Origin of the sequence: Pseudomonas sp. UBA7500 (assembly GCF_002478435.1) — a bacterium.
Lineage (GTDB): Bacteria > Pseudomonadota > Gammaproteobacteria > Pseudomonadales > Pseudomonadaceae > Aquipseudomonas > Aquipseudomonas palmensis.
Genome location: NZ_DLNW01000036.1, coordinates 1 through 25,371 on the forward strand (window position 1 = coordinate 1; position 25,371 = coordinate 25,371).

At 65.9% G+C, this 25,371-nt stretch carries 21 protein-coding genes; 5 read left to right on the top strand and 16 right to left on the bottom strand.

What is annotated here, in order from left to right:
- The 4 genes from B4I46_RS15960 to B4I46_RS15975 all read left to right on the top strand — a co-directional run.
- On the top strand, positions 1-955 hold a 955-nt coding region (locus B4I46_RS15960), incomplete at its 5' end, for a 2-oxo acid dehydrogenase subunit E2 (protein ID WP_286900940.1).
- 317 nt (positions 956-1,272) lie between these two features.
- A complete protein-coding gene (locus tag B4I46_RS15965) occupies positions 1,273-3,966 on the top strand; it encodes a sensor domain-containing phosphodiesterase (protein ID WP_043863653.1) in 2,694 nt (897 codons plus the stop codon).
- Between the two features lie 69 nt (positions 3,967-4,035).
- Complete coding sequence (gene msrA / locus B4I46_RS15970) at positions 4,036-4,701, top strand: peptide-methionine (S)-S-oxide reductase MsrA (protein WP_286900942.1); 666 nt, start codon at positions 4,036-4,038, stop codon at positions 4,699-4,701.
- Positions 4,702-4,710: 9 nt separating this feature from the next.
- A complete protein-coding gene (locus B4I46_RS15975; protein ID WP_088514275.1) occupies positions 4,711-5,343 on the top strand; it encodes a glutathione S-transferase in 633 nt (210 codons plus the stop codon).
- A 179-nt stretch (positions 5,344-5,522) separates the two neighbouring features.
- On the opposite strand, the gene creD is transcribed toward B4I46_RS15975, so the two are convergent.
- The 4 genes from creD to B4I46_RS15995 form a co-directional block, all read right to left on the bottom strand.
- Entirely contained in the window at positions 5,523-6,857 is a 1,335-nt protein-coding gene (creD, locus tag B4I46_RS15980; protein ID WP_043863650.1) for a cell envelope integrity protein CreD, read from the bottom strand.
- Positions 6,858-6,951: 94 nt separating this feature from the next.
- Entirely contained in the window at positions 6,952-8,385 is a 1,434-nt protein-coding gene (gene creC / locus B4I46_RS15985) for a two-component system sensor histidine kinase CreC (protein ID WP_043863649.1), read from the bottom strand.
- Positions 8,385-9,065, bottom strand: a complete 681-nt coding sequence (gene creB / locus B4I46_RS15990; RefSeq protein ID WP_286900945.1) for a two-component system response regulator CreB — start codon at positions 9,063-9,065, stop codon at positions 8,385-8,387. Before creB ends, creC begins: the two co-directional genes overlap by 1 nt.
- Before the next feature lie 141 nt (positions 9,066-9,206).
- A complete protein-coding gene (locus B4I46_RS15995) occupies positions 9,207-9,707 on the bottom strand; it encodes an ATP-dependent zinc protease (RefSeq protein WP_043863647.1) in 501 nt (166 codons plus the stop codon).
- A 180-nt stretch (positions 9,708-9,887) separates the two neighbouring features.
- Between B4I46_RS15995 and B4I46_RS16000 the strand changes: the two genes are divergently transcribed.
- Positions 9,888-10,778, top strand: a complete 891-nt coding sequence (locus B4I46_RS16000) for an acyltransferase (RefSeq protein WP_286900948.1) — start codon at positions 9,888-9,890, stop codon at positions 10,776-10,778.
- Here the strand turns inward: B4I46_RS16000 and B4I46_RS16005 are convergent.
- From B4I46_RS16005 to glyA, 12 genes are all read right to left on the bottom strand, one after another.
- Positions 10,775-11,932, bottom strand: coding sequence for a glutathionylspermidine synthase family protein (locus tag B4I46_RS16005; protein WP_286900949.1), 1,158 nt, complete (start codon positions 11,930-11,932; stop codon positions 10,775-10,777). The genes B4I46_RS16000 and B4I46_RS16005 overlap by 4 nt on opposite strands.
- 9 nt (positions 11,933-11,941) lie before the next feature.
- On the bottom strand, positions 11,942-12,637 hold the full coding sequence (locus tag B4I46_RS16010) for a DUF1190 domain-containing protein (protein WP_286900950.1): 696 nt from the start codon (positions 12,635-12,637) through the stop codon (positions 11,942-11,944).
- A gap of 15 nt (positions 12,638-12,652) precedes the next feature.
- Positions 12,653-13,081, bottom strand: a complete 429-nt coding sequence (locus B4I46_RS16015) for a DUF350 domain-containing protein (RefSeq protein WP_043863643.1) — start codon at positions 13,079-13,081, stop codon at positions 12,653-12,655.
- Positions 13,082-13,151: 70 nt separating this feature from the next.
- Entirely contained in the window at positions 13,152-13,718 is a 567-nt protein-coding gene (locus B4I46_RS16020; protein ID WP_043863642.1) for a DUF2780 domain-containing protein, read from the bottom strand.
- A 172-nt stretch (positions 13,719-13,890) separates the two neighbouring features.
- Complete coding sequence (locus B4I46_RS16025) at positions 13,891-16,245, bottom strand: glucose/quinate/shikimate family membrane-bound PQQ-dependent dehydrogenase (protein ID WP_286900951.1); 2,355 nt, start codon at positions 16,243-16,245, stop codon at positions 13,891-13,893.
- A gap of 195 nt (positions 16,246-16,440) precedes the next feature.
- On the bottom strand, positions 16,441-17,640 hold the full coding sequence (gene fdhA, locus B4I46_RS16030; RefSeq protein WP_043863640.1) for a formaldehyde dehydrogenase, glutathione-independent: 1,200 nt from the start codon (positions 17,638-17,640) through the stop codon (positions 16,441-16,443).
- A 124-nt stretch (positions 17,641-17,764) separates the two neighbouring features.
- The gene (purU, locus tag B4I46_RS16035) at positions 17,765-18,622 is read right to left on the bottom strand and encodes a formyltetrahydrofolate deformylase (protein WP_043863639.1); all 858 of its coding nucleotides are present in this window, start codon (positions 18,620-18,622) and stop codon (positions 17,765-17,767) included.
- A complete protein-coding gene (locus B4I46_RS16040; protein ID WP_043863638.1) occupies positions 18,619-19,251 on the bottom strand; it encodes a sarcosine oxidase subunit gamma in 633 nt (210 codons plus the stop codon). Before B4I46_RS16040 ends, purU begins: the two co-directional genes overlap by 4 nt.
- 130 nt (positions 19,252-19,381) lie before the next feature.
- Positions 19,382-22,399, bottom strand: a complete 3,018-nt coding sequence (locus B4I46_RS16045) for a sarcosine oxidase subunit alpha (RefSeq protein ID WP_286900953.1) — start codon at positions 22,397-22,399, stop codon at positions 19,382-19,384.
- A complete protein-coding gene (locus B4I46_RS16050; protein WP_058541806.1) occupies positions 22,396-22,725 on the bottom strand; it encodes a sarcosine oxidase subunit delta in 330 nt (109 codons plus the stop codon). Before B4I46_RS16050 ends, B4I46_RS16045 begins: the two co-directional genes overlap by 4 nt.
- Before the next feature lie 13 nt (positions 22,726-22,738).
- Positions 22,739-23,989 (bottom strand): sarcosine oxidase subunit beta family protein, encoded by a 1,251-nt coding sequence (locus tag B4I46_RS16055; protein ID WP_286900955.1) that lies wholly within the window; start codon positions 23,987-23,989, stop codon positions 22,739-22,741.
- A 15-nt stretch (positions 23,990-24,004) separates the two neighbouring features.
- Positions 24,005-25,258 carry a serine hydroxymethyltransferase gene (gene glyA, locus B4I46_RS16060; RefSeq protein ID WP_054916001.1) on the bottom strand — a complete coding sequence of 418 codons (1,254 nt, stop codon included), beginning with the start codon at positions 25,256-25,258 and terminating at the stop codon, positions 24,005-24,007.
- Between the last annotated feature and the right edge of the window lie 113 nt (positions 25,259-25,371).

Below are 25,371 nucleotides of genomic sequence, written 5' to 3' on the forward strand. Positions count from 1 at the left end.
ACCGGCCCCGGCCCCGGCCGCTGCGCCAGCGCCAAGCGGTGCCAAGGTTCACGCCGGCCCTGCCGTGCGTCAGCTGGCCCGCGAGTTCGGCGTCGAGCTGAGCGCCGTGGCTGCCAGCGGCCCGCACGGCCGCGTGCTCAAGGAAGACGTGCAGGTGTACGTCAAGGCCATGATGCAGAAGGCCAAGGAAGCACCGGCTGCCGGCGCGACCGGTGGTGCGGGCATCCCGCCGATCCCGGCAGTCGACTTCAGCCGCTTCGGTGAAACCGAAGAAGTGCCGATGACCCGCCTGATGCAGGCTGGCGCCACCAACCTGCACCGCAGCTGGCTGAACGTGCCGCACGTGACCCAGTTCGACAGCGCCGACATCACCGAGCTGGAAGCCTTCCGCGTTGCGCAGAAGGCCGTGGCCGAGAAAGCCGGCGTCAAGCTGACCGTGCTGCCCTTGCTGCTCAAGGCCTGTGCGCACCTGCTCAAGGAACTGCCGGACTTCAACGCGTCGCTGGCCCCTAGCGGCAAGGCGATCATTCGCAAGAAGTACGTCAACGTCGGTTTCGCCGTGGATACGCCAGACGGCCTGCTGGTCCCCGTGATCAAGAACGTCGACCAGAAGAGCCTGCTGCAGCTGGCTGCAGAAGCGGCGGCCCTGGCTGAAAAGGCCCGCACCAAGAAGCTTTCTGCCGACGACATGCAGGGCGCCTGCTTCACCATCTCCAGCCTCGGTCACATTGGCGGCACCGGCTTCACGCCGATCGTCAACGCGCCGGAAGTGGCGATCCTGGGTGTGTCCAAGGCCACCATCCAGCCGGTGTGGGATGGCAAGGCGTTCCAGCCCAAGCTGATGCTGCCGCTGTCGCTGTCGTACGATCACCGCGTGATCAACGGTGCCGCTGCCGCGCGCTTCACCAAGCGCCTGGGCGAGCTGCTGACCGACATCCGCACCATGCTGCTGTAACTGCTGCCCGCCGTGCTCCCCTGCCGGGGAGCACGGACACTGTTTTCGAGCTGCCACGCTCGTACCTCAACCCCGCCATCTGGCGGGGCTTTTTTTGCCTGCGATTCATGCCATGCCGCTCAACGTCCCACCTTGAGCGGCACCGCCAGACGCAATCCGTCGCGGCATTACTGAAGAATTTGTACCTGTCAGCCGATACAGATCAAGCCAGGCCACTCTATTGCTTGTCAGCCTCAAGCACATGATGCAACCTTGCTCAAACGCGTAGCAGCACTTCGCCCAGCCCGCGCCAACAGCCTTCTTGAAGCGAGCTTCCCATGAAAAGCCAACCTGATGCCGCCAGCCGTACGGTGGCCGAGGTAGTGACGCAGTTGCCGGTGCCTTCGCGGCTCGGCATGCTGCGTTTCGAGCGGCTGAATGAGGCCAGCTGGGCCATGCTGTTCCTCGACCCGGGCTGCGAGCGCCAGTTCGGCCAGGCGGCCGTCGACCTGTGTGCGCTGATCGGCTCGCCCTATGCCAGCCTGATGGAGCCCGAGGCACGCTACAAGCTGCACGACACCATCGAGCTGCAACTGGCGCAGCGTCCGTACTACCTGGTGCGTTATACCCTGCACACCAGCCTGGGCCCGCTCAATATGCTGGAGCTGGGCGAAGCCTACCGGCAGCACAACCGCCAGTTGCTGCGCGGCTATCTGCTGGTGCTCGATGCCCAGCCCAACGACACACCCGACCTTTCGGCGGCAGAACTCGAAACCCGCAACAACCGCCTGCAGATCGCCCTGCAGCTCAACCAGCAGGCGCAGCAGGAACAGCTCGAGCACCTGGAGCGTGTACGCGCCCAGCAAGACCTGATCCTGCGCCTGGCGCGCCAGCGCTACAGCGCCGACAACTCGCTGCAGGAAGCCGCCGAGCTGATCACCCGCAGTGCCTGCGAAATCTACAGCATCGACTGCGCCAGCATCTGGTACCTGGAAGGCCAGCAACTGGAACCGATCTCGGCGTTCTACCGCGCCACCCAGGAGTACCGCCTGCCCGAGGCGATCGATGCCGGGCGATTTCCCGACTACCTCGAGGCGCTGCACACCAGCCGCGCCATCGATGCGCACAACGCGGCGCGCGACCCACGCACCCGCGAAATCTCCGAGAGCCTGCGCCAGCGCGGTATCCACGCCATGCTCGATGCCAGCATCCGCATCGACGGCCAGGTGGTCGGCGTGCTCTGCCTGGAACACAGCGGCTCGACCCGGGCCTGGCAATCGGATGAAATCGCCTTTGCCGGTGAGCTGGCCGACCAGTTCGCCCAGGTCATCAACAACCACAACCGGCGCACCGCCACCAGCGCCCTGCACCTGTTCCAGCGCGCGGTGGAACAAAGCGCCAACGCCTTTCTGCTGGTCAACCGCGATGGCGTGGTGGAATACGTCAACCCCAGCTTCACCGAGATCACCCAGTACACACCCGAAGAGGTGCATGGCCACCGCCTGTCCGAGCTCACCGCACTGGAGAACCTCAGCGAGCTGCTGTTCGACTCGCCATCGAGCCTGGCCATGGGCAACAGTTGGCAGGGCGAATTCAAGAGTCGGCGCAAGAACCTCGAGCCCTACTGGGGCCAACTGTCGATCTCCAAGGTGTATGGCGACAACCGCGAGTTGACCCACTACATCGGCATCTACGAAGACATCACCCAGAGCAAGCTGGCCCAGCAGCGCATCGAACGCCTGGCCTACACCGACAACCTCACCAGCCTGGGCAACCGCCCGGCGTTCATCCGCAGCCTCGACGAGCGCTTCGAGCGCGACAGCGACAGCCCCATCTGCCTGCTGCTGGTGGACATCGACAACTTCAAGCGCATCAACGACAGCCTCGGGCACCAGACCGGCGACAAGCTGCTGATCAGCCTGGCCCGGCGCCTGCGCAACAGCCTGAGCCCCGGTGGCAGCCTGGCGCGTTTTGCCAGCAACGAGTTCGCCGTGCTGCTGGAGGACAGCAGCCTGGATGCCGGCCAGCAGGTGGCCCAGCAGTTGCTCAACACCCTCGACAAGCCGATGTTCGTCGACAACCAGCTGATCAGCGTGACCGGCTCGGTGGGCCTGGCGTGTGCGCCGCTGCACGGGCGCGACCCGCAGACCCTGATGAAGAACGCCGGCCTGGCCCTGCACAAGGCCAAGGCCAACGGCAAGCACCAGGTGCAGGTGTTCACCGAGGCGCTCAACGCCGAGGCCAGCTACAAGCTGTTCGTGGAAAACAACCTGCGCCGCGCCCTGACCCAGAACGAACTGGACGTGTTCTACCAGCCCAAGCTGTGCCTGCGCAGCGGTCGCCTGCTCGGCCTGGAAGCCCTGCTACGCTGGAACCACCCGGAGCGGGGCATGATCCGCCCCGACCAGTTCATCAGCGTGGCCGAGGAAACCGGGCTGATCATCCCCATCGGCAAGTGGATCGCGCGCCAGGCCTGCCGCATGAGCCAGCTGCTGAGCACCGAGGGCATGGGCAACCTGCAGGTGGCGATCAACCTGTCGCCCAAGCAGTTCTCCGACCCGGAGCTGGTCAGCTCGATCGCCAACATCCTCAAGGAAGAAGCCCTGCCGCCACACCTGCTGGAACTGGAACTGACCGAGGGCCTGCTGCTCGAAGCCACCGAGGATACCCACCGCCAGCTCGACGAGCTCAAGCAACTGGGCCTGACCCTGGCCATGGACGACTTCGGCACCGGCTACTCCTCGCTCAGCTACCTGAAGAAATTCCCGATCGACATCATCAAGATCGACCGCAGCTTCATCCACGAGATACCGGACAACCAGGACGATATGGAAATCACCTCGGCAGTGGTGGCCATGGCTCACAACCTCAAGCTCAAGGTGGTGGCCGAAGGCATCGAGACCGCCGAACAGCTGGCGTTCCTGCGCCGCCACCGCTGCGACGTCGGCCAGGGCTACCTGTTCGACCGGCCGATCCCCGGCAGCGAGCTGATCGAAAAACTCAAGCGCTATCCGCGTGGCCCAATCGCCTGACAGCGGCGAAACACTCGGGCACACTACGGGTCTACCCCCTACACATCCTGCCTTGAAGAGGAACCGCCCATGGTCCTGCGCTCGGAGATTCTGGTGAACAAAAACGTACTGCCTGCCGCCGAACAGGCGCTGCCGGGTCGCGAGACCCCGATGACGCTGCCCGAGAAGCATTTCGTGTTCGAAGACACACCGCTGCTGGGCCCGTTCTTCGAAGACGTCGATTTCGCGATCTTCGGCCTGGGCTGCTTCTGGGGCGCCGAGCGGCGCTTCTGGCAGCGTGAAGGTGTGGTCAGCACCGTGGTCGGCTACGCCGGCGGTTTCACCCCCAACCCCACCTACGAAGAAGTCTGCTCGGGCCTGACCGGCCACACCGAAGTGGTGCTGGTGGTGTTCGACAAGGCCAAGGTCAGCTACCAGGACCTGCTGACCATGTTCTGGGAGCTGCACAACCCCACCCAGGGCATGCGCCAGGGCAACGACGTCGGCACCCAGTACCGTTCGGCCATCTACTGCACCAGCCGCGAACAGCTGGAACTGGCCGAGGCCAGCAGGCAGGCCTACCAGGCCGAGCTGAACAAGGCCGGTTTCGGCCAGATCACCACCGAGATCGCCCAGGCACCGACCGTGTACTTCGCCGAGGCCTATCACCAGCAGTACCTGGCCAAGAACCCGAATGGCTACTGCGGCATCGGCGGCACTGGCGTGTGCCTGCCACCCAGCCTGCAAGGCAACTGAGGCCACGCCATGAGCACACCGAGCATGACCCTGTTCCATGCCGCCGCCTCGCCGTTCGTGCGCAAGGTTCGCGTGCTGCTGCACGAGACCGGGCAGGCCGAGCGGGTAGCCCTGCATCCCGTCGACCTGAGCCCGATCAAGACCGATGCCGAGCTGAACCTGGGCAACCCGGCGGGCAAGATCCCGGCGTTGCGCCTGGAGGACGGCACGGTGCTGCATGACAGCCGCGTGATCGTCGAGTTTCTCGACCATCAGCATGTGGGCAACCCGCTGATCCCGCGCGAAGGCCCGGCGCGCTGGCGGCGCCTGACCCTGGCGTCGCTGGCCGATGCGATCATGGACGCGGCGGTGGTGGCGCGCTACGAGACCTTCCTGCGCCCTGAGGACAAGCGCTGGACGCCGTGGGTCGACGCCCAGCAGGACAAGATCCGGCGCGCGCTGGCGCACCTGGAAGACGAGCACCTGGCCGAACTGGCCTCGGTGTTCGACGTAGCGGCAATCGGGGTGGCCTGCGCGCTGGGCTACATCGACCTGCGCCTGCCGGACCTTGGCTGGCGCGAGCGCCAGCCGAAACTGGCAGCCTGGTATGCCGAGGTGAGTCAGCGCGAATCGATGCTAAAGACCGCCCCTTCTGTGGCCTGATCGGGCCTCATCACGGGTCAAGCTCACCCCCACAGATCTGCTGCTGCCGTTGAGGCTTGTACCGGACCTGTGGGAGCGGGCTTGACCCGCGATGAAGTCGACGCTGATCTCGGCAGCCCAGATCAATCTGATTTCCCCCACCATCACAGCCCCCAGCGTGCGTTCCTCTCTCAATCCGCTCATTTCAAGATCCCCTGCCCAACCTGATACCAGTCCAGGCGGCGTGTCAGCACCATGAACACCCCAAGCAGGCCGAACAGCAGCAACGAGCCCATCAGCAGCGCGTAGTCCTCGGCGCCCAGCAGCCCGTACAGCATCGCGTACAGCACCAGCAAGCCCGCCGCAAACCCCAGCCCGCGCGCCAGGCTGCGCAGCACGTGGCACAGGTAGAAGCCGATCAGCAGCACGCAGCCGCCCGCCGACAGCGCATACGCCAACCCGAACCCCAGGTGCTCCGACAACGACAGCAACAGCAGGTAGAAGAACGCCAGGGCCACACCCACCAGCGCGTACTGGATCGGGTGCACGCTGAGGTTCTTGAGAATCTCGAACAGGAAGAACCCGGCAAAGGTCAGCGCAATGAACAGCAACGCATACTTGATCGCCCGCTCGCTCTTGAGGTACTGGTCCACCGGGTCGACGAAGCTCACGCCGAAACTGCGCCCGTGAAAGTCGTCGCAGGCGTTGTTGACCACGCACTGGGTCAGCGCATCCTCCAGGTTGGTGGAGAAGAACGAGGTCTGCCAACGCGCGCTGAAGCCGTGGGCGTCGATCTCGCGGCTGATGGGCAGGTAGTTGCCGATGAAGCTTGGATGCGGCCAGTTCGCCGCCATGTTCACCGTGGTGCTGCGCCCTACCGGCAGCACATGCAGGCGCCCGGTGCCCTGCAGGCTAAGGTCGAAGGCGTAGTCCAGGCGGGTCTCGGCGCGGCCGTCGAGGTCGGGCAGCGTCACGTGCACACCGCCGCCCAGCCAGCCCAGCCCCGTGCCCGCGGCGAAGGCCAGCGACTGGCCATTCACGTTCAGTTCCAGGCTCTTCTCGATACCGCGGATATCGCTGATGCCCACGGCCAGAAACGCCGGGTCGAAGCGGTAATCGTCGAAGTCTTCGGTGATACCCCACTGCGCCGGCACCTTGAATTGCCCGCTGATGCGGTTGTCGGCGTGGAACAGGCGCGCCTGGTAGATGCCCCTCGAACGCAACTCGGTGTCGACCTTGGCGTCGACCTCCAGGGTTTCGGGCAGAAAGTACAGATGCCCGGCCACCGTGCTGGTCTGCTGCTGGGTGCTGCCATCCACGGTTTTCCAGGTGCGCTGGATCTTGCGGTACGGCACCACCAGCAGCGGCCCGCTGATCTGCTGGCTGTAGCTGGAGCTCTGGGCGATGTCCTCGACCACACTGTCGCGCTGCTGCTGGCGGTCCTGGATCAGGCCGCCGATCATCAGCAGGGGTATCAGCAGCAACACGATCAGAAAGGCGATGGCGCCCAGTTTGATGCTCAGGGTTCGGTTCATGGGCAATGGCTCCGGTTTCGATGGAGCCAGTCTGCCCGCCGTGCATGGAGCGGGTTGGGCGCTTGTGTGGAGTTATGTGGAGAGTGCGTGGAGCTCAGCCCAGCCGCTCGTTGGGCAGCCACAGGCGTACCCGCACGCCGTCCTCGACGTTGGCCACCTCCAGCGAGCCGCCATGCAGCTGCATCACTTCCTCGACGAAGTTCAGCCCAAGGCCTGTGCTCTTGCGCCCCGTGCCCGGGCGCGGCAGCGAGTAGAAGCGCTCGCTGAGCCGGCCCAGGGCATAGTCCGGTATCGCCGCCCCCTGGTTGTACAGGCTCAGCGCCAGCCGTGGGCCCCGTGTCTCCAGGTCGACCACCAGCAGGCCGCCCGGCGGGGTGAAGTCCAAGGCGTTCTCCAGCAGGTTGCCGATGGCCTGGCGCAGCAGAAACGGCTCGCACAGCAGCCGCACGCTGGCCGGTACCCGCTGGCGCACCTGCAGGCCGGCGCTTTCGATGCGCGCGCTCTGGGCCAGCAGCACCTCGTCCACCAGCGCCGCCAGCGGCACCTGCTGCTGGTCTTCCAGGCCCTGGCGCTGCTCGACCTGGGCCAGGTCCAGCAGCCGCTCGATCAACTGCTGCATGCGCGCGCTCTCGCTTTCGATATTGCTGGCAAAGCGTTGGCGCTGCTCGTCGCTCATCGGCCCCTGCAGCAGCTCGCTGGCCCCGCGAATCGCCGCCAGCGGGCTTTTCAGCTCGTGGGTCAGGGTATGCACGTAGCGCTCCACATACGCCCTGCCCTCCAGCTGCGTGCGCATGCGCTCCACCGCACCGGCCAGTTGCGCCAGCTCGCCGCCGCGGTAATGCGGCAAGGCCACGCGTTCACCCTCGCTGACCGCCTGCGCATAGCGCGTCAGCCGACGTAGCGAGCGCGCCAGCCACCACGACAGCCCGGCGCCCACCAGCAGGCCCAGCACGATCAGGCCAAGGCCCAGGTTGAACAGGCGCCGCTCGGAGCGATCGATGTACGGCTGCAACGACTTGTTCGGCTTGGCCACGGTGACCACGCCGATGATCTTGCCGGCATCGATGATCGGCGCCGCCACGTGCATCACCGACGACTCCGGGTCGTCCGGATCGCTGCGGGTGGAGCGGGCGCCATACTCGCCGCGCAGGGTCAGGTACACGTCGTTCCAGCGCGAATAGTCCTGGCCCAGGGCTTCGCCGCTGGAGTCGAGCAACACCTTGCCGTTGGCGTCGGTGACGTAGATGCGGTGGTTGACCTCGTTCTTGGCCAGGCCCCAGATATCGGCCCTGGGCTGGCGCTTGCCGTAAGCCTTGAGCAGCTCGGGCAGCCGGCCCTGGCCGAGGGTGCCGGCCTTGACCTCGTCGCGCAGAATCTCGGCCAGCAGGTTGGCGGTGTCCACCAGGGTTTCCTCGGTGGACTGGCGCACACCCGGGCGCACCTGTTCGCGCACGGTGTTGAGGATGAAGTAGCCGGTCAGCCCGACGAACAGGAAGTACACCAGGAAGATGCGGATGCCCAGGCGCATCAGCTGTGCCCGGGGCTGTAGCTGTAGCCCAGGCCGCGGTGGGTCTGGATAGGTTCGGCGTCGGCCTGCACGGTGCGCAGCTTGGCGCGCAGGCTCTTGATGTGGCTGTCGACGTTGCGCTCGTAGCCGGCCTCTGCCGGCACGCCGGTGGCATCCAGCAGTTGCTCGCGGCTGAACACCCGTTCGGGTTGTTCGAGCAGGCATTGCAGCAGGCGAAATTCGTGCCGGGTGAGGTTGAGCGATTGACCGCGATAGCTGATCTGCAGGCGCTGGGAGTCGATGCTGAAGGGCGTTTCGGGGGCCTCGGGTTCGCTGCGCGGGGTCATGCGCTTGAGGATGGCGCGTCCCCGCGCCGCCACTTCACGCGGGCTGAAGGGTTTGACCACATAGTCGTCGGCACCGATCTCCAGGCCCACCACGCGGTCGATCTCCCCATCGCGGGCGCTGAGGAACATCACCGGCACCTCGCTGAAGCGGCGCAACTGGCGGCAGGTTTCGAAGCCGTTGATATCCGGCAGGCCGATATCGAGAATGATCAGGTCAGCCGGGCGCTGACGCTGCTGTTCCAGCGCGGCGCTACCCAGGGTCACCCATTCGGTGCTGTGACCGTCGCCTTGCAGGGCAAAGATCAGGGTGTCGGCGATGGCCGCTTCGTCTTCGACAATCAGTATGTGGGGCATGGGCGGTGCAGGCCTGGCAGGTTTGGGTGCACTTGTAGGGGATTATCCCTCGACTGACAAGGCCCTGTCGCGGCTCAAGCCCGCTCCCACGGGAGAACGACGGCCCTTGTGGGAGCGGGCTTGAGCCGCGATGGATTCAACTCAGCATTCAGGCTTGCCCGCCGTGAACCGGCGCGCCGGGTTCACCGCCGCGCCGAACTCGCGCAGCGCCTTGGCCCCGATCAGCAGCGGGTAGTTGAAGCTGCTGCGGTCGGTCAGGTTGACCTCCACCGTGCGCTTGACGTCGCCCAGGCACAACTCCAGCTCCACCACCGGACGCTTGGCCGGGTCGGGTGCTTCGCCGTCCTCGTCTTCATCGGCGCGGCTCTTGATCTTGCTGATGCGCGCCACCTTGTGTTCATACACCTTGCCGTCGGCATCCTTGGTCGCCAGGCGGAACCGCACCCAGTCCTCACCATCGCGCTTGAAGCGCTCGATGTCCTTGGCCGACAGCGACGCGGTCAGCGCGCCGGTGTCCATCTTGGCCTTGAACGTCTGGTCGAGGTCCGCCACGCCAATGTATTCATAACGGCCATACAGGGTCGGCTCGGCGGCCATCACCGGCAAGGCCAGCAGGGAAAGCAGTGCAAGTACGGATTTCACCGGGTCAGCTTCCTTGAGAAAAGTCTGTGTTTAGACTGCCGCAGCAGCATAGGTTCGTCGCCACAGGGTATTCAACACAATGTGAAACATTTGTCCGCGCCGTGGGCTGCCCAGAATTTGGCCTGAACCGAATCCCTGCTTATCATGGCCGACCGCCTAACCGAAAATCAGAGTTTTCTTATGCGCCGCCTGCTTACCGGCAGTCTTGTGACCCTGCTGCTCTTGCTCAACACCCTGGTGCTGATCGGCCCGTTGCTGGTCTTCGCCCTGCTCAAGCTGGTACTGCCCGGCCGCTACCGCGACTACGCCTCGTGGGCGGTGATGTGGATCGCCGAGACCTGGGCCGAGATCGACAAGCTGATCTTCGCCCTGTGCATCCCCACCCGCTGGGACGTGCGCGGCGCCGCCGACCTGCGCCTGGACACCTCCTACCTGATGGTCAGCAACCACCAGAGCTGGGTGGATATTCCCGCGCTGATCCAGGTGTTCAACCGGCGCATTCCGTTCTTCAAGTTCTTCCTGAAAAAGGAACTGATCTGGGTGCCGTTCCTGGGCCTTGCCTGGTGGGCGCTGGACTACCCGTTCATGAAGCGCTACAGCAAGGCCTTCCTCGAACGCCACCCGCACCTCAAGGGCCAGGACCTGGAGATCACCAAGGCCGCCTGCGAGCTGTTCAAGCGCCAGCCGGTGACCGTGGTCAACTACCTCGAAGGTACCCGCTTCACCCCGGCCAAGCGCGATGCCCAGGGCTCGCCGTTCCGCCACCTGCTCAAGCCCAAGGCCGGCGGCGTGGCGTTCGTGCTCGCCGCGCTGGGCGAACAGCTCGACGCCCTGCTCGACGTGACCCTGGTGTACCCCGGCGACACCGCGCCGGGGTTCTGGGACCTGGTCAGCGGTGCAGTGCCGCGGGTGATCGTGGACATCCAGGTACGCGCACTGGACCCGGCCCTGTGGCGCGGCGACTACGAGAACGACCCGCAATTCCGGCACAGCGTACAGGACTGGGTCAACCAGCTGTGGCACGACAAGGACGCGCGCATCGAGCAACTGCGCCAGGAGCTGCGCCGCTAGCCGATGATCGCGTGGGGCACGAAGCGGCTGCTGTCCTTGGTGATCAGCGAGTTGTCCTCGCGAATGCCGATGCCTGCCGGCTGATCGCCAACCACCCAGCTGCCGATCACCGTGTGGCTGCCGGCAAACCGTGGCAAGGCATGAAACTGCTGGATCACGTGGGGGCCGCCGCCATACGGCCCCTCCTCCTTCACCCGCTGCCCGTCAGGGGTATGAATCTCCACATTCGCCCCCTCCCGCGAGAAGAACGGCTTGCGCACCCACCCCGGCGCCAGCGGCCGTTCGGGCGTGGCGTCGATGAATGCGGGCAGCAGGTTCGGGTGCCCTTCGTGCTGCTCCCACAGCAGCGCCAGCATGCCCTTGTTCGACAGCAGCGCCTTCCAGGGCGGCTCGACGAACAGCGTGCCGCTGCCGGCAATCGCCGGGCCGTAGCGGTCGTGGAACATGTCTTCCCACGGGTAGAGCTTGAACAGGCTGGGGATCGGCGCCCCACTGCGGTCGATGAAACGCCCGGCCGGGTTCAGGCCGATGTCTTCCACATCGATCAGGCGTGTATCGAGCCCGGCAGCGGTGGCAATGTCGCACAGGTACTGCACCGTGCCACGATCCTCCAGCGAGTCCCTGACCGAGGCAAAGTAGAACGGCGTGGCAAAGGTGTTGGCGCCGAACACCTGGCCGAGCTTCTCTTCAAGGCTGTTGAACTGGTCGGCATCGGCCGGCAGTACACCGCGCTGCATCTGCTGCTCAAGCCACAGGTACTGGAAGAAGCCGGCCTCGTACAGCGAGGTGGGTGTGTCGTAGTTGGCTTCCAGCAGCTTGGCCGGGCCATGGCCGTCGTAGCTCAGGTCCATGCGCCCGTAGAAATGCGGGTGCCCGTCGCGCCATGAGCGGCGGATCAGGTCGCGGTAGTCACGCGGGATGGCCAGGCGGTCGAGCAGCTCTTCGCTATCCACTGCCCGCGCCACCAGGTCCATGCACAGCTCGTGCAACTGGCGGGTGGGTTCTTCGAGGTCGTCCTCGATCTGGCGCAGGGTGAACTGGTAGCACGCCGACTCGTCCCAGTACGGCTCGTCGCCGAAGGTGTGGAACCTGAAGCCGTAATGTTCGGCGGTGGCTTTCCAGTCCGCGCGCGGGGTGCAGGCAATACGTTTCATCGCCCGCCCTCAGGAACCGAAACCGAAGCCGCCACGGCCTGGTACATGGGCCGCGAAGCCGGGGTGGCTGCCCACCGTCCAGGGCCGTGCCGAGGCCATGAAGCGCGCCGGCAGCACCGACGCATGGGCATCGGCACCAGCCCCGCCGTTGAAACGGCTGGACGGCGCGTGGTCCTCGACCAGCCCGGCATACTGGTTGCCGCTGTTGACCTGGTCGGTCAGCGAGCTGGCCCTGAACCCTTCGCGCCCTTCACGCTCGTGGTAGATCGCCTCCGACAGGTAGCGCGGCTCGACATTGACGTAGTCGTAGCGGCCACCGCCGCCGCCATACACGGCCGACGAGGTGGTGCTGGAGGTCTGGTTCAGCCCGTCGTCATACACCTGGCGCTCGGTGGTCAGGGCGAAGCCTTGCATGCGCGGCATGTGAAAGCTCGCGCCCTGACCTGGCTCGCACTGCTCGAAGCTGGCCAGGCAGTCTTCCAGGCGGGTGAAGCGTGGGGCGTTGGCGTCGTGGTGCTGGCGGGCGACGTTCCAGGCGCTGTCGCACACCGAACGGCTTACTCCGGCCAGGGCGCAGCTGTCGACGTCCTGGTAACGCTTGACCTCGCTGACCACGCGGGTGGCGCTGCGATCACTGTCACAGGCGGCCAGCGCCAGCGGCAGGCTGCCCAGGGCAATCAGCCGAATGCTCGTGCTGCGTTTCATGGCTGTGCTCCGCTGTCAGGCCGCTGGGGTCATGCACGCGGCATTGAGCATGCCGATGCCGATGGCCACGGCGGCCAGCAGGATGGCGGCCGCGTTTTCCTGACGGCGGATACGCTCGTCCATGCCCTTGACCACCACGCTGACCACCACGAACGCGAGCAACTGCACGGCGCCGGCGATCACCGACCACAGCAGGAAGTCGAGCAGCGAGATCGAATGGGAGATGGCCCCGGACACGGGGATGGCGAAACCCAGCAGCGCACCGCCCAGGGCGATGGCGGCAGCGCTGTTGCCTTCGCGGATCAGGGCAAATTCGTTGTAGGGGGTCAGGCGGGTATAGATGAACGCATAGAGTGCGAACAGCACGGCGGCGCCGGCCATGTAGAACAGAAAACCCAGCACGGCATCGGCCGGCAGGGACATCTTCAGGGCATCCATGAACATCGGGTCGCACTTCCTTGCTTGAACGGGGCGGGACATATACCACACCGCCCCGCCTCGGCAAACCGCCGGCTTACACCGAAGGCACGGCGGCCGGGGTGCCCCAGATGCCGCCCAGGCTCTGCAGCAGCGAACCGGCCACGCCCTGCTGGCCCAGGTACTGCAGGATCAGCGGGGCGAACTGGGCGATCATGCCGGTGTTCATGCCCAGGGCGCCGAAGGCGTTGTTCAGGTCGTCGGTGTCCTTGACGTTGCCCAGTGCGTTGCTCAGGGCCGAGGAATTGCCGCTCTTGCCGAGCAGCTCGCCCAGGCCGCTGAGGCCGCCCAGGGCATTGTCGCCGGACAGCAGGTCAAGGCCGGGCACGGCCTTGCTCAGTTGCGAGTAGTCGCTGCTGCTGAGCTGATGCCTGGCCAGGCCCAGCAGCGCGCCGGTGCCGCCAATGGCCTGTTCGGGGGTGATATCGAGTTGGTCGCCCAGGGTATTGAGCAGGTTGGCCGAGGGGGCCGGGGCTTGAACGGCAGCGTCCTGCTGTTTGTTACCTTGCATGGCAGATACGGCGTTGGCGGCATCGTTGAGATTGAAGGCCAGGGCCGAGGTGGTGGCGAGTGCCAGCAGGGAGAGCAGTGCGAAACGTTTCATGGGGCGGACCTCGTAGGAAAGCGAGGTTTCGACCCGTATCTGCGGCGAATGTTCCGCCGTCATCGCCTGTAGGAGCCGGCCTTGCCGGCGAAAGCAGCACCGCGATATCAGGGGTACGCGGTGGCCGCTTTCGCCAGCAAGGCTGGCTCCTGCAACAGAATGGCAACCCGCCCTACGGCAAGGCGTACGCAATCACGTAATCACCCCGATCCGGCGACTGACGCGCACCGCCAGCACTGATCAGGATGTATTGCTTGCCGGTCTTGGGCGACACGTAGGTCATCGGCCCCGACTGGCTGCCCACCGGCAGACGCGCCTTCCAGATCTCGTTGCCGTTGCCCGAGTCGAACGCACGCAGGTAGAAGTCCTGGGTGCCGGCAAAGAACAGCAGGCCCGACTGGGTCGACAGCGAAGCGCCCAGGGTCGGCATGCCGATCGGGATCGGCAGGTGCATGCGGATGCCCAGCGGCCCGGTGTCCTGCACGGTACCGACCGGCACCTGCCACATCAGTTTCCTGGTCTTCAGGTCGATGGCCGACATGGTGCCGAACGGCGGCTTCTGGCACGGAATACCGGCCGCGGACAGGAAGCGCTGGCGCATCGCGCCATACGGCGTACCGTCCTGCGGCACCACACCCATCTCGATGCCGCTGGCACCCTTGGGAATGTCTGCACGCGGGATCATGTAGTTGGCCAGGCCCAGACGCATGTCGTTGACGAACATGTAGTTGCTGGTCGGGTCGACCGACACGCTACCCCAGTTCATGCCACCCAGCGACCCGGGGAACTGCAACGCCGGGTCCAGCCCTGGCGGGGTGTACACACCCTCGTGGCGCATGCCCTTGAACGAGATGCGGCACAGCAGTTGGTCGAACGGGGTCGCGCCCCACATGTCCGACTCTTTCAGGGTCTGGTTGCCGATCGACGGCATCTCTACCGAGAACGGCTGGGTCGGCGAATAACGCTCGCCCGGCACGTTGCCCTGGGGCACCGGCTTCTCTTCGACCTTGGCAATCGGCACGCCGGTTTCACGGTTGATCACGAAGATCTCGCCCTGCTTGGTCACCTGGGCCAGCGCCGGTTGCACGCCACCCTTGTCATCCGGGATGTCGTACAGCAGCGGCTGGGCCGGCAGGTCGAAGTCCCACAGGTCGTGGTGGGTGGTCTGGAAGTGCCAGCGCACCTGGCCGTTCTTCACGTCCAGCGCCACGATCGAGGAGCTGTACTTGTCGTCCAGTTCGGTACGGGTGCCGGCGAAGAAGTCCGGGGTGGCGTTGCCGGTCGGCAGGTACACCAGGCCCAGCTTGGCGTCATAGGACATCGCCGACCACACGTTGGGCGTGCCACGGGTGTAGGTCTGGCCTTCGGGCGGACGCTTGGTGATGCTCGGGTTGCCCGGGTCCCAGGCCCAGGCCAGCTCGCCGGTACGCACCTCATAGGCACGCACCACGCCCGGCGGTTCGCCGGTGGAGAAGTTGTCGGCCACGCGGCCACCGACGATCACCACATCGCCGGCCACCAGCGGGGTGGAGGTCTGCTGGTAATAGCCCGGTTTGATCTCGCCCATGTCGACGCTCAGGTCGACCACGCCGTTATCGCCAAAGTCGGCACATGCTTCGCCGTTTTCAGCGTTGATCGCGATCAGGCGGGCATCGCCGGTGGGCAGGAACAGGCGCTTGGCGCAGGCCTGCGGGCCGGAGTCGGCGGCCAGCGGGGTTTCGGAGTAGCCCAGGCCACGGCAACGCTGCCAGTTCGGCGCGCTGCCCTTGGGGTCGAACATCCAGCGCTGCTTGCCGGTGTCCACGTCCAGGGCGAAGACCTTGCCGTAGGCGGTGCAGGAATACAGGGTGTCGCCGATCTGCAGCGGCGTGTTCTGGTCTTCGGCACCGGCGCCGGTGCTTTGCGGCACGTCACCGGTATGGAAGGTCCAGGCCACCTGCAGCTTGTCGACGTTGCCCTTGTTGATCTGGTCCAGCGCGGCAAAGCGGTTGCCGGCGGTGGTGTTGCCCCAGTGCGCCCAGTCCTTCTGCTCGGTGCCCGGCTTGACCGGCTGCACCGCAGGCTCGCTGCTGGCGGTGACCACGTGGGTGGGCACGAACATGTAGCCCAGGGTGGCGACCACGCCAACGGCCAGCACACCGGCCACCGCGAACGCGCCACGCCCGGCCGCACGACCGTCGGCGCGTTGCAGGCTCGGGAACACCAGCGCGATGACCAGGCCGATCACGGCAAAGGTCAGTACCCGCGAGACCAGCGGCCAGAAGTCCAGGCCGGCATCCCACACCGCCCAGATCGCGGTGAGTACCAGGGCCACCGCGTACAGCCAGGCGCCCGACGGCTTGCGCCGCGCGATCAGCACACCGCTGACCAGCATCGCCAGGCCCATCAGAAGGAAGTACCAGCTACCACCGAGGCTGCTCAGGTACGCACCGCCCCCTGCCAGCACCAGGCCGATCAGGGCGATCAGGATGCCCAGACCTCCCAGCAGCCACTTTGCGGTGCCCGGAGCACCTGCCTGTTCGTTCATGTGATTACCGTCCTAAACGTAGTGAAAAACCACCGTCAACAGTTGGCCGACCCAATCCCGAGCATAGTCGGCGCATTTAGGTAGCTTGCTTGTTAACCAGTTAGTACGTTTAAGGGTAACAAAAAATTGCGGGCTACTGCGACAATTTGTCTGTCAGCCCGGCTTCAGGGGCCTGAAACCGGGTAGACATTGGTCTTACGCTGCGCTGAACAGCGTGTGCGGGTCGATCACGAATTTCTTCGGCACGCCGGCATCGAACTCGCCGTAGCCCTCGGGCGCCTGATCCAGGCTGATGACCTGCACGCCGACCACCTCGGCGATGTTGATGCGGTCCCACATGATGGCCTGCATCAGGGCGCGGTTGTACTTCATCACCGGGGTCTGCCCGGTGTGGAAGCTGTGGGACTTGGCCCAGCCCAGGCCGAAACGGATGCTCAGGCTGCCCATCTTGGCTGCGGCATCCACCGCGCCCGGGTCTTCGGTCACGTACAGGCCGGGGATGCCGATCTTGCCGGCGACCCGCACCACCCCCATCAGCGAGTTGAGCACCGTGGCCGGCGCTTCGTGCTGGGCCCCGGCATGCCCGTGGCCACGGGCTTCGAAGCCCACCGCATCGACCGCGCAGTCCACCTCCGGCTCGCCCAGCAGGTTGGCGATCTGTTCGTGCAGCGGGGTGTCCTGGGACAGGTCGGCGACCTCGAAGCCCTGGGCCTTGGCATGGGCCAGACGTACCGGGTTCACATCACCGATGATCACCACCGCCGCACCCAGCAGCCGCGCCGAGGCGGCAGCGGCCAGGCCGACCGGGCCGGCACCGGCCACGTACACCGTGCTGCCGGGGCCGACACCTGCGGTGACCGCACCGTGGTAGCCGGTGGGCAGGATGTCGGAGAGGCAGGTCAGGTCGCGGATCTTCTCCATGGCCTTGTCGCGGTCGGGCAGCTTGAGCAGGTTGAAGTCGGCGTAGGGCACCAGCACATACTCGGCCTGCCCGCCGGTCCAGTCGCCCATGTCGACATAGCCGTAGGCGCCGCCGGCGCGGGCCGGGTTGACGCTCAGGCACACGCCGGTGTGTTGTTCCTTGCACGAGCGGCAGCGCCCGCAGGCCACGTTGAACGGCACCGAGACCAGGTCGCCCAGTTGCAGGTTCTCGACGTCACGGCCTTTCTCGATGACCTCGCCGGTGATTTCGTGCCCCAGCACCAGGCCGGTCTGGGCGGTGGTACGACCGCGCACCATGTGCTGGTCGGAGCCGCAGATATTGGTGGAGACCACCCGCAGGATCACGCCGTGTTCGATCTTGCGCCCACGTGGGTCCTGCATTTTGGGATAGGGGATTGTCTGCACCTCGACCTTGCCTGCGCCCAGGTACACCACACCACGATTGCCAGACATGCTTTCACCTCGCTCGATTGTTGTTATGTCGCGCTGAATGTTCTGTCCGTCTTTCGGGCCTCATCGCGGGTCAAGCCCGCTCCCACAGTCCCTGTGGGTGCGGGCTTGACCCGCGATACGCCCGCTACAGCACCACCGTGCGATTGGCGTTCAAAAACACCCGCCGCTCGATGTGATACCCCACCGCCCGTGCCAACGTCAGGCATTCGATATCGCGCCCGCGGGCGATCAGGTCTTCAGGGTAGTGGCTGTGATCCACGGCTTCCACGCCCTGGGCAATGATCGGGCCCTCGTCCAGGTCGTTGTTGATGTAATGCGCCGTGGCCCCCACCAGCTTCACGCCCTTGTTGTAGGCCTGGTGATACGGCTTGGCGCCCTTGAACCCCGGCAGCAGCGAGTGATGGATGTTGATCGCCCAGCCATCCAGGCGTCGGCACAGCTCCGGCGACAGCACCTGCATGTAGCGCGCGAGGATCACCAGCTCGGCGCCGGACGCCTCGATCACCTGCAGCACCTTGCGCTCCTGCGCCGGCTTGTCCTGCGGGTCGAGGGCAAAGTGGTAATAGGGGATGCGGTGCCAGTGCGCCAGCGGCTCCAGGTCCGGGTGGTTGGAAATCACCGCCACCACGTCCATCGCCAACTGGCCGATGCGCTGGCGGTACAGCAGGTCGTTGAGGCAATGATCGGCCTTGGACACCATGATCACCACCTTGGGCCGGTGCCTGGGCGCAGTCAGCTCGAAGGTCATGCCGAACGCTTCGCCACGGGCGGCCAGGCCTGCGCGAAAGGCCTGCTCGTCGAATGCCTCGGGCTGGCGAAACTCCACCCGTATGAAGAACCGCGCCGACAGCCGGTCATCGAACGAATGATGCTCGGTGACGTAGCACTGCTGCTCGTACAGGTAGCGCGTCACCGCGTCCACCGTACCCAGCAGGCTGGGGCAGTCGGCGGTAAGGATCCAGGTGTCCGGCGCACGGCTCATGAGGCGATGCTCAGGCCATGTTCGGCGCAGGCATCCTGCAGCCACAGCCACCAGTAGTCGCTGAAGCTGCGCCGGATCAGCAGCTCCCAGGTGTCCTCGCCGGTGCGCCGGATCACCAGCTGCGACTTGGCGAACACCGTGCCCACCGCCTTGCCCACCGGGAAGTTGTTGGGGTGCACGTCGTAGCTGGTGGACTTCATCAGCACCTCGCGCACCCTGGGCCCGCTCAGTTCGAGCAGGGTCTGTCCGCCGCTGACGTTGACCACCTGGATGTGTTGCCCGTCGAGGGCTTCGCGCAGCTTCTGCTCGGCGGCCAGCTCCTCGCCACCGGGCACGATCAGCAGCCACTCGTCGGGGCCCATCCACTGCAGCGAGGTCTCGCCGCTGGCGACCACGGTGAGTGCGACCGGCAGTTCCAGGCCCAGCGCCTGTTGCACGCCGCTGACGAAAGCCGGGTCGTGAGCGTTGCCGCGCAGGGTCAGGTGGCCGAGGAACTTCTTCTCGCGCAGGGTCACGCCGGGGTTCTTGCGGCCCTTGCCGACCAGGCTGGGCAGGTCGGCGTGATGCAGGGGTGATTCGGCCCTGGCGTCAGTCTCGGGGCGTTGCGGGTAGACGTTGATTGCGCTCATTACATACCTGCCTTGAATTCAGTAGTGCGGTGATCTCTGAGTAGGAGCCGGCCTTGCCGGCGAAGCCCGCGACCCGGTTGCAACCCGGTGCGCGGTGGTCGCTTCGCCAGCAAGGCTGCTCCTGCAACCATCAGATGTTCTGCCGCTCACCCTTCGGATCAAAGAACACCGAGGCGCAGATCTCGGCCTCGATCACGCTGCCATCGGCCTGCGGCGAAAACACCCGCTCGCCCATGCGTTTGAGCCCGCCCTTGACCACCCCCATGGCAAACGAATAGCCCAGCGAGTTGCTCGCGTAGCTCGAGGTCACGTGCCCCACCATGTCCATCGGAATCGGCTGTTTGGGGTCCAGCACCAGCTGCGCGCCCTCGGGCAACCACTGGTTCGGGTCCACCGGCTTGAGCCCCACCAGCTGCTTGCGGTTCTCGCGCACGCAGTCTTCCCGGTTCATGCCGCGCCAGCCGATCCACGAGAACGGCTTGGTGCGCCCCACGCACCAACCCATGTTCAGGTCGTCCGGGGTCATCGAGCCGTCGGTGTCCTGGCCGACAATGATGAAACCCTTCTCGGCGCGCAGCACGTGCATGGTCTCGGTGCCATAGGGGGTGAGGTTGTACGGCTTGCCGGCGGCGACGATCTGCTCCAGCACGCCCATCGCGTAATTGGCCTGCACGTTCACTTCATACGACAGCTCGCCGGTGAACGAGATTCGGAACACCCGCGCCGGCACCCCGCCCACCAGGCCCTCCTTCCAGCTCATGAACGGGAAGGCGTCCCTGTCCAGGTCGATGTCGGTCACTTCAGCCAGCAGCTTGCGGCTGTTGGGCCCCGACAGGGTCAGCGTGGCCCAGTGGTCGGTGACGGAGGTGAAGTACACCTTCAACTCTGGCCATTCGGTCTGCTGGTAGATCTCCAGCCATTGCAGCACCCGCGCCGCGCCGCCGGTGGTGGTGGTCATCAGGAAGTGGTTGTCGCCCAGGCACGCGGTCACGCCATCGTCGAAAACCATGCCGTCTTCCTTGCACATCAGGCCGTATCGCGCCTTGCCCACGTCGAGCTTGGTCCAGGCGTTGGTGTAGATGCGGTTGAGGAACTCACGGGCGTCCGGGCCCTGGATGTCGATCTTGCCCAGGGTCGAGGCATCCAGCAGGCCGACGCTGTCGCGCACCGCCTTGCATTCACGGGCCACCGCCGCCTGCAGGTCTTCGCCGCCGCGGGGGAAATACCACGGGCGCTTCCACTGGCCGACGTCCTCGAACTCGGCGCCGTTCTTCACATGCCAGGCATGCAGCGCGGTGAAGCGCACCGGCTCGAACAGGTGGCCGCAATGGCGCCCGGCCACCGCGCCGAAGGTCACCGGCGTGTAGTTGGGGCGAAACATGGTGGTGCCCATCTGCGCAATGCCGATGCCCAGCGAGCGTGCGGCGATCGCCAGCCCGTTGATGTTGCCCAGCTTGCCCTGGTCGGTGCCGAACCCCAGCGCGGTGTAGCGCTTGACGTGCTCCACCGACTCGAAGCCTTCGCGGGTGGCCAGTTCGATGGCGGCCGCAGTCACATCGTTCTGCTGGTCGACGAACTGCTTGGGTGCCCGCGCAGTGTTGCGGTCATGGGGCACCTGGAACAGCGCCACGGTGGGCTCCTCCGGACGCACCAGCACCTTGGGCAGGACGCCCTCCACTGCCTTGAAGCCGGCCTCGGTGGCCGCACGCACGCCGCCTTCGAAACCGTCGGCCAGCGCATCGCCCAGGGCGAACACGCCATTGACGCCACCCACGCACACGCGCTTCTGCGGCGCTTCGCCGGGCACGAAGCCGAGAATGTCGTCGCGCCACAGCGGCTTGCCGCCCAGGTGCGAAGCCAGGTGCACCACCGGGCTGTAGCCGCCCGACGTCGCCACCAGGTCGCAGTCCAGCCATTCGCCGGGGCTGGTGACCTGGTGTGCGGCCACGTCGATCGCCGCCACCCGCGCTGCCGTCACATGCTTGCTGCCGCGCGCCTCGATCACCGCGCTGGAGGTGAGGATGCGAATGCCCTTGGCACGTGCCTCCTCCACCAGCGAGCCACGGGGGTTGTGCCGCGCATCGGCGACCGCGACCACCTTGAGCCCGGCGTCGTGCCAGTCCAGCGCCACGCGATAGGCGTGATCGTTAGTGGTCGACAGCACCAGCTTGCGCCCCGGCGCCACGCCATAACGGCGCACGTAGGTAGATACCGCGCCGGCGAGCATGTTGCCCGGCACATCGTTGTTGCCGTACACCAGCGGCCGCTCGTGGGCACCGGTGGCCAGCACCACACGCCCGGCGCGCACACGGTGCATGCGCTGGCGCACCTGGCCGATGGGTGCGCGGTCGCCCAGGTGATCGGTGAGGCGCTGGTGGATCGTGAGGAAGTTGTGGTCGTGGTAGCCGTTGACCGTGGCCCGCGCCAGCAAGGTGACCTCGGGCATGCCCTGCAGCTCGTCGATCACCTTGGCCACCCACTCGGCGGCGGGCTGGCCGTCGAGGGTCTCGCGGGTATCGAGCAGGCTGCCGCCGAACTCCTCCTGCTCGTCGGCCAGGATCACCCGCGCCCCGCTGCGCCCGGCCGCCAGTGCCGCAGCCAGCCCGGCGGGGCCTGCGCCCACCACCAGCACATCGCAGTGGTGGTTCATGTAGTCGTAGCTGTCCGGGTCGTTTTCCAGCGGCGAACGGCCCAGGCCCGCGGCCTTGCGGATGTACTTCTCGTAGGTCATCCAGAACGACTGCGGGTACATGAACGTCTTGTAGTAGAACCCCGGCGGCATCAGCTTGCCGCCGACCTTGCCGAGGATGCCCATCACGTCGGTGTTCACGCTGGGCCAGCCGTTGGTGCTGGTGGCCACCAGGCCGGCGTACAGCGCCTGCTGGGTAGCGCGCACGTTGGGTACCTGGGTGGCCTCGCTGGCACCGATCTGCAGGATCGCGTTGGGCTCTTCGCTGCCGGCGGCGATGATGCCGCGTGGGCGCGAGTACTTGAAGCTGCGCCCCACGATGTCGACGCCATTGGCCAGCAGCGCGGCGGCCAGGGTGTCGCCCTGGTAGCCCTGGTAGCGCTGGCCGTTGAAGGTGAAGTCGAGGACCTGGCTGCGGTCGATACGACCGCCGTTGGGCAGACGATAGCGCTGGCTCATACCTTTTCTCCCTGGCCGGTGACAGCCAGCTGCGGGACGTTTTCCTGGGCGCGCGCCTGGGGCCTGGCACCAATCGGATAGGTTTCGAGAATCTCGTAGGTCACGGTGTCGCGGGTGGCGTTGAAGTACTGGCGGCAGCCCGCGGCATGGATCCACAGCTCGTGGTGCAGGCCGCGCGGGTTGTCACGAAAGAACAGGTAGTCGCCCCACTGCTCGTCGGTGCAGGCACTCGGGTCCAGCGGGCGCGGAATGTGGGCCTGGCCGGCGGCATGGAATTCTTCCTCGGAGCGCAGTTCGCCGCAGTGGGGACAGAAGATGTGCAACATGGAGTGTCTCCTGTTAGTGGGCGACAGCGGCAGCGCCGTGCTCGTCGATCAGGGCGCCGTTATGGAAACGGTCGATGGAAAACGGCTTGGCCAGTGCATGCATCTCGCCGGTGGCCAGGCTTGCGGCGAACACGTGGCCCGAGCCCGGCGTGGCCTTGAAACCGCCAGTGCCCCAGCCGCAGTTGAAGAACATGTTAGCCACCGGGGTCTTGGAGATGATCGGGCAGGCGTCCGGGGTGGTGTCGACGATGCCGCCCCACTGGCGGTTCATGCGCACCCGCGACAGGATCGGGAACATCTCGACGATGGCCTGCAGGGTATGTTCGATCACCGGGTACGAACCGCGCTGGCCGTAACCCACCCAGCCGTCGATGCCGGCGCCGATCACCAGGTCGCCCTTGTCCGACTGGCTGATGTAGCCGTGCACCGCGTTGGACATGATCACGCTGTCGATGATCGGCTTGAGCGGCTCGGACACCAGTGCCTGCAGCGGGTGCGACTCGATGGGCAGGCGAAAGCCGGCCAGCCTGGCCATGTGCCCGGAGTTGCCGGCGGTGACCACGCCCACGCGCCGCGCACCGATGAAGCCCTTGTTGGTCTCGACGCCGACCACCGCGCCGTTTTCCTTGCGAAAGCCGATCACCTCGGTCTGCTGGATCAGGTCCACGCCCAGGGCATCGGCGGCACGCGCATAGCCCCAGGCCACGGCATCGTGACGCGCCACGCCGCCGCGGCGCTGCACGGTGGCGCCGAGAACCGGATAACGGGTGTTCCTGGAGCAGTCCAAGTGCGGGATCTCGTCGGCCACCTGCTTGCTGTTCAGCAGTTCGCCGTCCACGCCGTTGAGCCGGTTGGCGCTGACCCGGCGCTCGGAGTCGCGCATGTCCTGCAGGGTGTGGCACAGGTTGTAGACCCCGCGCTGGGAGAACATGACGTTGTAGTTGATGTCCTGGGCCAACCCCTCCCAGAGCTTCATCGCGTGCTCATAGAGGTGCGCCGACTCGTCCCACAGGTAGTTGGAGCGCACGATGGTGGTGTTGCGCGCGGTGTTGCCGCCGCCCAGCCAGCCCTTCTCGACCACCGCCACATTGGTGATGCCGTGCACCTTGGCCAGGTAGTAGGCGGTGGCCAGGCCGTGCCCGCCGCCGCCGACGATGACCACGTCGTAGACCTTCTTCGGGGTGGGCGTGCGCCACATGCGCTGCCAGTTCTCGTGGTGGCTGAGCGAGTGCTTGAAAAGGCCGAAGCCCGAATAGCGTTGCATGGTCTGTTACTCCACTCAGCGGTAAACCGGAAAATCCGCACACAGTGCCGACACGCTCCTGGCCACGTCGGCCTCGACATCGGCATCGCCCAGGTGGTCGAGGATGTCGCAGATCCAGCCGGCCAGCTCCGTGCACTGGGCCACCTTGAAGCCACGGCTGGTGACGGCCGGGGTGCCGATGCGCAGGCCCGAGGTGACGAACGGCGACTGCGGGTCGTTGGGCACGGCGTTCTTGTTGACGGTGATGTGGGCGCGCCCCAGGGCGGCATCGGCGTCCTTGCCGGTCAGGCCCTGGCGGATCAGGCTGACCAGGAACAGGTGGTTGTCGGTGCCACCGGACACCACGTCGAAACCACGCTCGATGAACACCGCAGCCATCGCCCGGGCGTTGTCGATCACCTGTTGCTGGTAGGCCTTGAAGCCGGGCTCCAGGGCCTCCTTGAAGCACACCGCCTTGGCCGCGATCACATGCATCAGCGGGCCGCCCTGCCCGCCGGGGAACACCGCGGCGTTGAGTTTCTTTTCCAGCGCTTCGTTGGCCCTGGCCAGGATCAGCCCGCCACGCGGGCCACGCAGGGTCTTGTGGGTGGTGGTGGTGACCACGTCTGCATAGGGCAGCGGGTTGGGATACAGGCCCGCCGCGACCAGCCCGGCGACGTGGGCCATGTCGACGAACAGGTAGGCGCCGACCTTGTCGGCGATCTGGCGAAAGCGTGGGAAATCGAGGGTTTTGCTGTAGGCCGAAAAACCGGCAATGATCATCTTCGGCTGGTGCTCGACGGCCAGGCGCTCGACCTCGTCGTAGTCGATCAGGCCGGTGCGGGTATCGATGCCGTATTGCACGGCGTTGTACAGCTTGCCGCTGAAACTGACCTTGGCACCGTGGGTGAGGTGGCCGCCGTGGGCCAGGCTCATGCCCAGCACGGTGTCGCCGGCCTGCAGCAGGGCCAGGTACACCGCGGCGTTGGCCTGGCTGCCGGAGTGCGGCTGGACGTTGGCATAGTCGGCGCCGAACAGCTGCCTGGCACGATCGATGGCCAGTTGCTCGACCTTGTCCACGTGCTCGCAGCCACCGTAGTAGCGCTTGCCCGGGTAGCCTTCGGCGTACTTGTTGGTCAGGCCGCTGCCCTGGGCCTGCATCACGCGCTTGCTGGTGTAGTTTTCCGAGGCGATCAGTTCGATGTGGTCTTCCTGGCGCTGTTCCTCGGCGTTGATCGCCGCCAGCAGTGCATCGTCGTAACCCTGGATCTGGTCGTGCTTGGTGAACATCGCATCTCTCCCGGCAGTGGCATGGACAGCGCCCTTTGGCTGCGATGGTAGGGCTGGCGCGGGCCGTCCAGATGCCTGCGCACGCCACGCAAAGGTGCGTTTACGACATGGCC